The sequence below is a fragment of the Aeromonas sp. HMWF015 genome (assembly GCF_963878965.1).
Classification (GTDB): domain Bacteria; phylum Pseudomonadota; class Gammaproteobacteria; order Enterobacterales; family Aeromonadaceae; genus Aeromonas; species Aeromonas veronii.
Window position 1 is genome coordinate 1 of record NZ_CAWNZT010000334.1, and the last position, 6807, is coordinate 6807.

Here is a 6807-nt window from a genome sequence, read left to right on the forward strand (position 1 = left end):
CGGCATATGCTGCCGTTTATCATCCATTTCACATAAATATTCACTACTCATTCGGGGCTCGTTATTGTTTTGGAAATAGTGATAAATGCTGCTTGTTGCGTTGTTGTTGAAATTAAAGTAATGATACCAATAGATGTACGGACGCACCGGCCATTTTTGTGATGAAAATCATCATTTATCTCTGCCGAATTGGTGGTTATCTGCACAAAACATTGCGGAATTGTATAACTCAATCATTTACACCCGTGGTCAAACCGTCTAAGTTACTCGCGGGTTATTCCAAAAAAATGCAAAAAACCCGCCCGGATCGCTGGTTTCGCTGCCTCATGGATTGAGCAAATATTGCCCAAGGTAACAACCGGCCTCTGCGGCTGATTTACGGACGAATTATTTGGGACGGATGTCCCCCGCAGAGGTAAACATGTCCTTGCTCGAAGTAAAGAACTTGCGGATCGAGTACCCCTCCCGCTACGGGGTACTGGCCGCGGTGAAGGATCTCTCTTTCTCTATCGAAAAGGGTGAGATTGTCGGGGTGGTCGGTGAATCCGGCGCCGGCAAGTCCACCATCGGCAATGCTGTTATCGATCTCCTGAGCCCGCCGGGTCGCATCGCCCGTGGTGATATCTATCTCAATGGCGAGCTCATCTCCGGCAAGAGCCAGAACGAGATGCGGGCCATCCGTGGCTCCCGTATCGGGTTCATCTTCCAGGACCCCATGACCTCCCTCAACCCGCTGTTCACCGTTGAGCATCAGCTGGTGGAGACCATTCTGGCCAATACCGACCTCTCTCGCGAAGCCGCTTTTGCCAAGGCGCTGGAGCTGATGGGGGCGGTGGGAATCCCGAGTCCGGAGCTGCGCATCAAGCAGTACCCGCACCAGTTCTCCGGTGGCATGCGTCAGCGGGTGGTTATCGCCATCGCGCTCTCCTGCGATCCTGAGCTGATCATCGCCGACGAGCCGACCACGGCGCTGGACGTCTCCATTCAGGATCAGATCCTCCAGCTTATCCGCGCCCTCTGTAAAGAGCGTCAGGTGGGCTGCATGCTGGTGACCCACGACATGGGCGTGGTCTCCAACGTTACCGACAAGGTGGCGGTGATGTATCGCGGCGATCTGGTGGAGTTCGGCCTGACCGAACAGGTGCTGGGCAGCCCCAATCACCCCTATACCCGCAGCCTCATCTCGGCGGTACCCCGCTCCGATGTGAAGCTGGTGCGTTTCCCGCTGGTCTCCTATATCGAGGATGCCAGTGCGCCGGATACCAATATTGACCTCAAGACCCACTGGCTCGGCCAGAGTCAGGACGAGCGTGCCTATGAAGGGGCGCTGCTGCGGGTGGAGAACGTCGATCTGAAGTTCGTCACCAAGGACTCCATCTTCCCGAGCCGTCGCCAGTATGTGCGCGCCTGCAACAACATCAGCTTCGAGATCTTCGAAGGGGAGACCTTCGGTCTGGTGGGGGAGTCGGGCTCCGGTAAATCGACCATTGCCCGCGCCATCACCGGTCTCTATCCGCCTGATACCGGCAAAATCTTCTTCGAAGGGATCGATCTGACCGCCCTCAAGAGCGAGCGCGAGCGTCGCCCGCTGCGTCGCCAGATGCAGATGGTGTTTCAGAACCCCTATTCCTCGATGAACCCGCGGATGAAGGTGCGCGACATCATTGCCGAGCCGATCCGCTTCCATCAGCTGGCGAGCAGCGAGAGCCAGATTGAGGGGATTGTCGGCGATCTGCTGGATCACGTGGGTCTCGGTCGTGGTGCCGGGGTCAAGTATCCCCACGAGTTCTCCGGCGGTCAGCGCCAGCGTATATCCATTGCCCGAGCCCTGGCCACTCGCCCGCGCTTTCTCATCTGCGACGAGCCGACCTCGGCGCTGGATGTGTCGGTGCAGGCCCAGATCCTCAACCTGCTCAAGGATCTGCAGCAGGAGCTCAAGCTCACCATGCTGTTTATCAGCCACGATCTGCCGGTGATCCGCCAGATGTGCGACCGCATCGGGGTGATGCAGCACGGTCATCTGGTGGAAGTGGCCGAGACCGAGAAACTCTTTACCAATGCCGAGCATGAGTACAGCCGCAAGCTGATCTCCCTCATGCCGGAGTTCAAGGGAATGTCCCGCGAGGGACTGGAAATCGCAAGCTAGGAGAGCGTCGGTGCGCCGGTCTGCTTGTCAAAAAAGTGTCATAAGAAAGCCAAAAGCATGGAGAACAAGATGAAGAAAGGATTGTCCAAGATTGCCCTGGCGCTGTTTGCCGCCGGTTTCGCCTTCAGTGTCTCAGCCGCTGATATCAAGGTGGGTGTCGCTTCTGACGCCACTTCGCTGGATCCGCAGGAGCAGCTCTCCGGTCAGACCCTGGAGATGTCGCACCTGGTATTCGATCCCCTGATGCGTTACACCCAGGACTTGCAGTTCGAGCCCCGTCTGGCCGAGAAGTTCGAGCGTGTCGATGACAAGACCGTCCGCTTCCACCTGCGCAAAGGGGTCAAGTTCCACTCCGGTAACGACTTCACCGCAGACGACGTGGTGTGGACCGTCAACCGCCTGAAATCCTCCGTCGACTTCAAGGCGATCTTCGATCCCATCAGCGAAGTGAAGAAGGTCGATGACTATACCGTCGATCTGATCACTGCCAAGCCGTTCCCGCTGGTGCTGCAGACCGTCACCTACATCTTCCCGATGGACTCCAAGTTCTACACCGGCAAGACCGAAGCGGGCAAAGACAAGGCCGAGATCGTCAAAAACGGCGACTCCTATGCCTCTACCCACGTCTCCGGTACTGGCCCGTTCACCGTCAAGTTCCGCGAGCAGGGTGTGAAGCTGGATTATGCCCGCAACGCCAACTACTGGGACAAAGCCTCCAAGGGTAACGTCGAGAACCTGACCGTGGTGCCGATCAAGGAAGATGCGACCCGTGTTGCAGCCCTGCTGGGTGGCGATGTGGACATGATCTATCCGGTTGCGCCGAACGATCTGGAGCGCGTGAAGAATGGCAAGGACTCCCAGCTGGTCACCCTGTCCGGTACCCGCGCCATCATCATCGAGCTGAACCAGAACACCAACCCGGCGCTGAAAGACAAGCGCGTGCGTCAGGCGATCAACTACGCCATCAACCAGGTGGGCATTGTCGAGAAGATCAACAAGGGCTTCGGTACCCCTGCTGGTCAGCTGAGCCCGAAAGGCTATGCCGGTCACAACGAGGCGCTGGTGCCCCAGTATGATCTGGCCAAGGCCAAGGAGCTGATGAAAGAGGCCGGTTACGAGAAAGGCTTCAAGATGACCTTCATCTCCCCGGCTGCCCGCTACGTCAACGACGTCAAGATTGCCCAGGCGGTCTCCGCCATGCTGGCCAAGATCAACATCAAGGTGGATCTGAAAACCATGCCGGTGGCCCAGTACTGGCCTGAGTTTGACAAGTGCGCCGCGGACATGCAGCTGATCGGCTGGCACTCCGACACCGAAGATACCGCGAACTTCTTCGAGTTCCTGACCTTCACCAAGGACGCCAAGACCGGTATGGGTCAGTACAACTGCGCCGGTTACGCCAACGCCGAAGCTGACAAGCTGGTGATGGATGCCAACGCCGAGACCGATCCGGCCAAGCGTGCCGAGATGCTCAAGAAGGTCGAAGCCATGCTGATCGAAGATGCTGCCTACGTGCCGTTGCACTGGGAAGATCTGGCCTATGGCGCCAAGAAGAACGTCGACATCAAGCCGGTGGTCAACGTGATGAACTTCCCTTACCTGGGTGACCTGGTGGTCAGCAAGTAAGAGAACGTCGCAAGGAAGGACGGGGCGGGGTGGTCAGCTGGCCACTCCGCCCACTAACAGAAGCCTGTGCCACGACACAGGCCACGTAGAAGGACAAGCATGTTTACATTCCTGCTGAAACGGTTCTATCAGGCCGTGATAGTGATGTTCGTCATCAGCCTGGTCGCCTTCTCCATCCAGGATAACCTGGGTGACCCGTTGCGCGAGCTGGTGGGACAATCCGTCTCCGAAGCCCAGCGTCACGAGTTGCGCGAGAAGATGGGCCTTAACGATCCCTTCCTCATCAAATACAGCCGCTTTTTGAAAAATGCGGTGCATGGGGATTTGGGCACCTCCTATTTCTTCAAGCGACCCGCTCTCGAGGTGATCCTCGACAAGCTGGTGGCTACCCTTGAGCTGGTGTTTGCTGCCGCGCTCATCATCGTGGTGGTCTCCATTCCACTCGGTGTCTATTCGGCGATCCGCCCGCGCAGCATTCCCACCAAGATCATCATGGCGGGGAGCAGTATCGGCATCTCGATCCCGGTATTTTTGACCGCCATCATGCTGATGTACCTCTTCTCCATCCAGCTGGGCTGGCTGCCGGCCTATGGCCGCGGCGAGACCCGCAACCTGCTGGGCTGGGAGTCGGGCTTCTTTACCTGGGATGGCATCCTGCACCTGATCCTGCCCGCGGTGTCGCTCTCTTCCATCATGCTGCCGCTGTTTATCCGGCTGGTGCGCTCCGAGATGCTGGAGCAGCTCTCCTCCGAGTATGTCAAGTTCGCCCGCGCCAAGGGGCTGGACAACAACAAGGTCTACTACAGCCACGCCCTCAAAAACACCATGCTGCCGGTCATTACCGTCGGTGGGGTGCAGATCGGCACCATGGTGGCTTACACCATTCTGACCGAGAGCGTGTTCCAGTGGCCAGGCACCGGCTTCCTGTTCCTTGAGGCGATCCACCGGGTCGATACCCCGCTGATCACCGCCTACGTTATCTTCGTGGGACTGATCTTCGTGGTGACCAATACCCTGGTCGACCTGCTCTACGGGTTGATTAACCCGACCGTTAACCTGACCGCCAAGGGGTAACAGATGACTAATGCTGTAACTGCAAGCCCAAGCCGTTGGGCACGATTCAAGAACTCTGACATCGTCTACTACTTCCTGCGGGACAAGGTAGCCATGTTCAGCTTTGCGGTGTTCGTGGTATTTGTGCTGGCGGCGCTGCTGGCCCCCTGGCTCGCCCCGCACAACGTCTATGACCAGACCAGTTTTGATCTGATGGATGCCGAGTTGCCCCCCTCCTGGCTCGAAGGTGGCGAGGAGCGCTTCTGGCTCGGCACCGACAACCAGGGACGAGATATCTGGAGCACCATCCTCTATGGCGCCCGTATCTCCCTCACCATCGGCCTGTTTGCGGTGGCGCTGCAGCTGGTGCTTGGTATCGTCATCGGTCTGATTGCCGGTTACTTCGGTGGTCGTATCGACAACCTGCTGATGCGCTTTGCCGATGTGCAGCTGTCGTTCTCCACCATGATGGTGGCGATCATCATCTCCGCCATCTTTCAGGCAACCTTTGGCTCCGAGTTTTACTCGAAGTTCGCCATCATGATGCTGGTGGTGATCATCGGTATCGCCGAGTGGCCGCAATACGCCCGTACCGTGCGCGCCTCTGTGCTGGCGGAGAAGAAGAAGGAGTATGTGGAAGCGGCCAAGGTGATGGGGTTCCGCGCCCCGCGCATCATGTTCCGCCACATTCTGCCCAACTGTTTGTCGCCCATTCTGGTGATCTCCACTGTGCAGGTGGCCAACGCCATCATGAGTGAAGCTGCACTCTCCTTCCTCGGTCTGGGGATGCCGGTTGATCAGCCCTCGCTCGGTTCGCTTATCAGCGTCGGCTTCAACTACATCTTCTCCGGCTCCTGGTGGATCACCGCCTTCCCGGGCATCTGTCTGGTGGTGCTGGTGCTGGTCATCAACCTGCTGGGTGACTGGCTGCGGGATGTGTTTAACCCCAAGATCTACAAAGGTTAACGCGGGCTGATTCTGAGGCGCCGAGTCGCAGCTATCAGTTCATTTAGATAAAAAAATCCGAAACCGGTTTTGCCGGTTTCGGATTTTTATTGGTCTTGAGCAGACCGCGTGTTGATTGCACACCCATCAATAGTGCGGCGGCGGGGTCTCTTCTGCCATGCTGGCAATCTGGCTGGGTTGTACGCTTTGCAGTTTGTCGATCAGCAGCTGGATCTGGTATTTGAGCCGATCGAGTTCACGGCCCTGGGTGGTTACCTCGTCGTTGAGCTGCTCTATGGTGTACTCCGCATAGGCGAGACGGGTTTCCAGGGTTTCGATGCGATCGTTAAGTTGCTGACTCATGGGCCTTCGGGTCCTTACTTGATTGTCCAGATTTCGGCCAGACCACTGGAGCTGGCACTGACAAGGTGGCTATTGTCGCGTAAAGCGACGCCGTAGACCACTGCGCTGGGCGGTTTCACCTTGGGTTGCGGCGAGACGCGCCAGCTCTGCAGCAGGGCACCATCGCTCACTTGCCACAGGGAGAGCTGACGGGAAGGGGCGCCAGTGATGAGCCACTTGCCGTCGTTGGCAAAGCGGGCGCTGGTGTAGACCTCGAAGCGGTGATCATATTGCAGCTGACTCACCTCCTTGCCGGTTTTCAGATCCCAGATGCTGGCCCGGCTGCTGTCGGCGGTGAAGGCATAGCGGCCGCTCGGCTCCAGTCTGGCCATGATCACCCGGCCACCATGGTTGAAGCGCCAGATCACCTGACCGCTGCGGGTATCCCACAGATAGGCGCTGTAGTCGTTGCCGCCGGTCAGGGCATAGCGACCGTTGGCGGAGAGATCCACCGTATTGACCTGTTCGGTATGCCCCAGAAACTGCAGACGACGGCCGCTTCGGGTATCGAGCCACTCGGCCTTGCCATCTTCCCGCCCGATCAGCACATAACGACCGTCGGCAGAGAGCGCGATGTCCCTCAGCCTGGATTCAGGAAGTGAGTAGTAGCCTTGTGATTGCCCGTCGCTCAGCCG

6 protein-coding genes are annotated in these 6807 nt (G+C 57.9%); 4 read left to right on the forward strand and 2 right to left on the reverse strand.

From position 1 onward, the window contains the following. Positions 1 to 421 precede the first annotated feature (421 nt). The 4 genes from AACS18_RS16520 (at position 422) to AACS18_RS16535 (ending at position 5791) form a co-directional block, all read left to right on the forward strand. Positions 422 to 2146: a dipeptide ABC transporter ATP-binding protein gene (locus tag AACS18_RS16520; protein ID WP_005349510.1), complete on the forward strand. Its 1725-nt coding sequence runs from the start codon at positions 422 to 424 to the stop codon at positions 2144 to 2146. A 69-nt stretch (positions 2147 to 2215) separates the two neighbouring features. After that, positions 2216 to 3772 carry an ABC transporter substrate-binding protein gene (locus tag AACS18_RS16525; RefSeq protein WP_042054176.1) on the forward strand — a complete coding sequence of 519 codons (1557 nt, stop codon included), beginning with the start codon at positions 2216 to 2218 and terminating at the stop codon, positions 3770 to 3772. A gap of 99 nt (positions 3773 to 3871) precedes the next feature. After that, positions 3872 to 4846, forward strand: coding sequence for an ABC transporter permease (locus tag AACS18_RS16530; protein WP_042080630.1), 975 nt, complete (start codon positions 3872 to 3874; stop codon positions 4844 to 4846). A 3-nt stretch (positions 4847 to 4849) separates the two neighbouring features. Then, positions 4850 to 5791, forward strand: coding sequence for an ABC transporter permease (locus AACS18_RS16535; protein WP_019445927.1), 942 nt, complete (start codon positions 4850 to 4852; stop codon positions 5789 to 5791). Between the two features lie 126 nt (positions 5792 to 5917). On the opposite strand, the gene AACS18_RS16540 is transcribed toward AACS18_RS16535, so the two are convergent. Together AACS18_RS16540 and AACS18_RS16545 are read right to left on the reverse strand one after the other, a co-directional pair. After that, on the reverse strand, positions 5918 to 6133 hold the full coding sequence (locus AACS18_RS16540; protein ID WP_005335285.1) for a SlyX family protein: 216 nt from the start codon (positions 6131 to 6133) through the stop codon (positions 5918 to 5920). A gap of 14 nt (positions 6134 to 6147) precedes the next feature. After that, positions 6148 to 6807 (reverse strand): WD40 repeat domain-containing protein (locus tag AACS18_RS16545; RefSeq protein ID WP_108612751.1); only part of this gene is annotated, 660 nt, incomplete at its 5' end.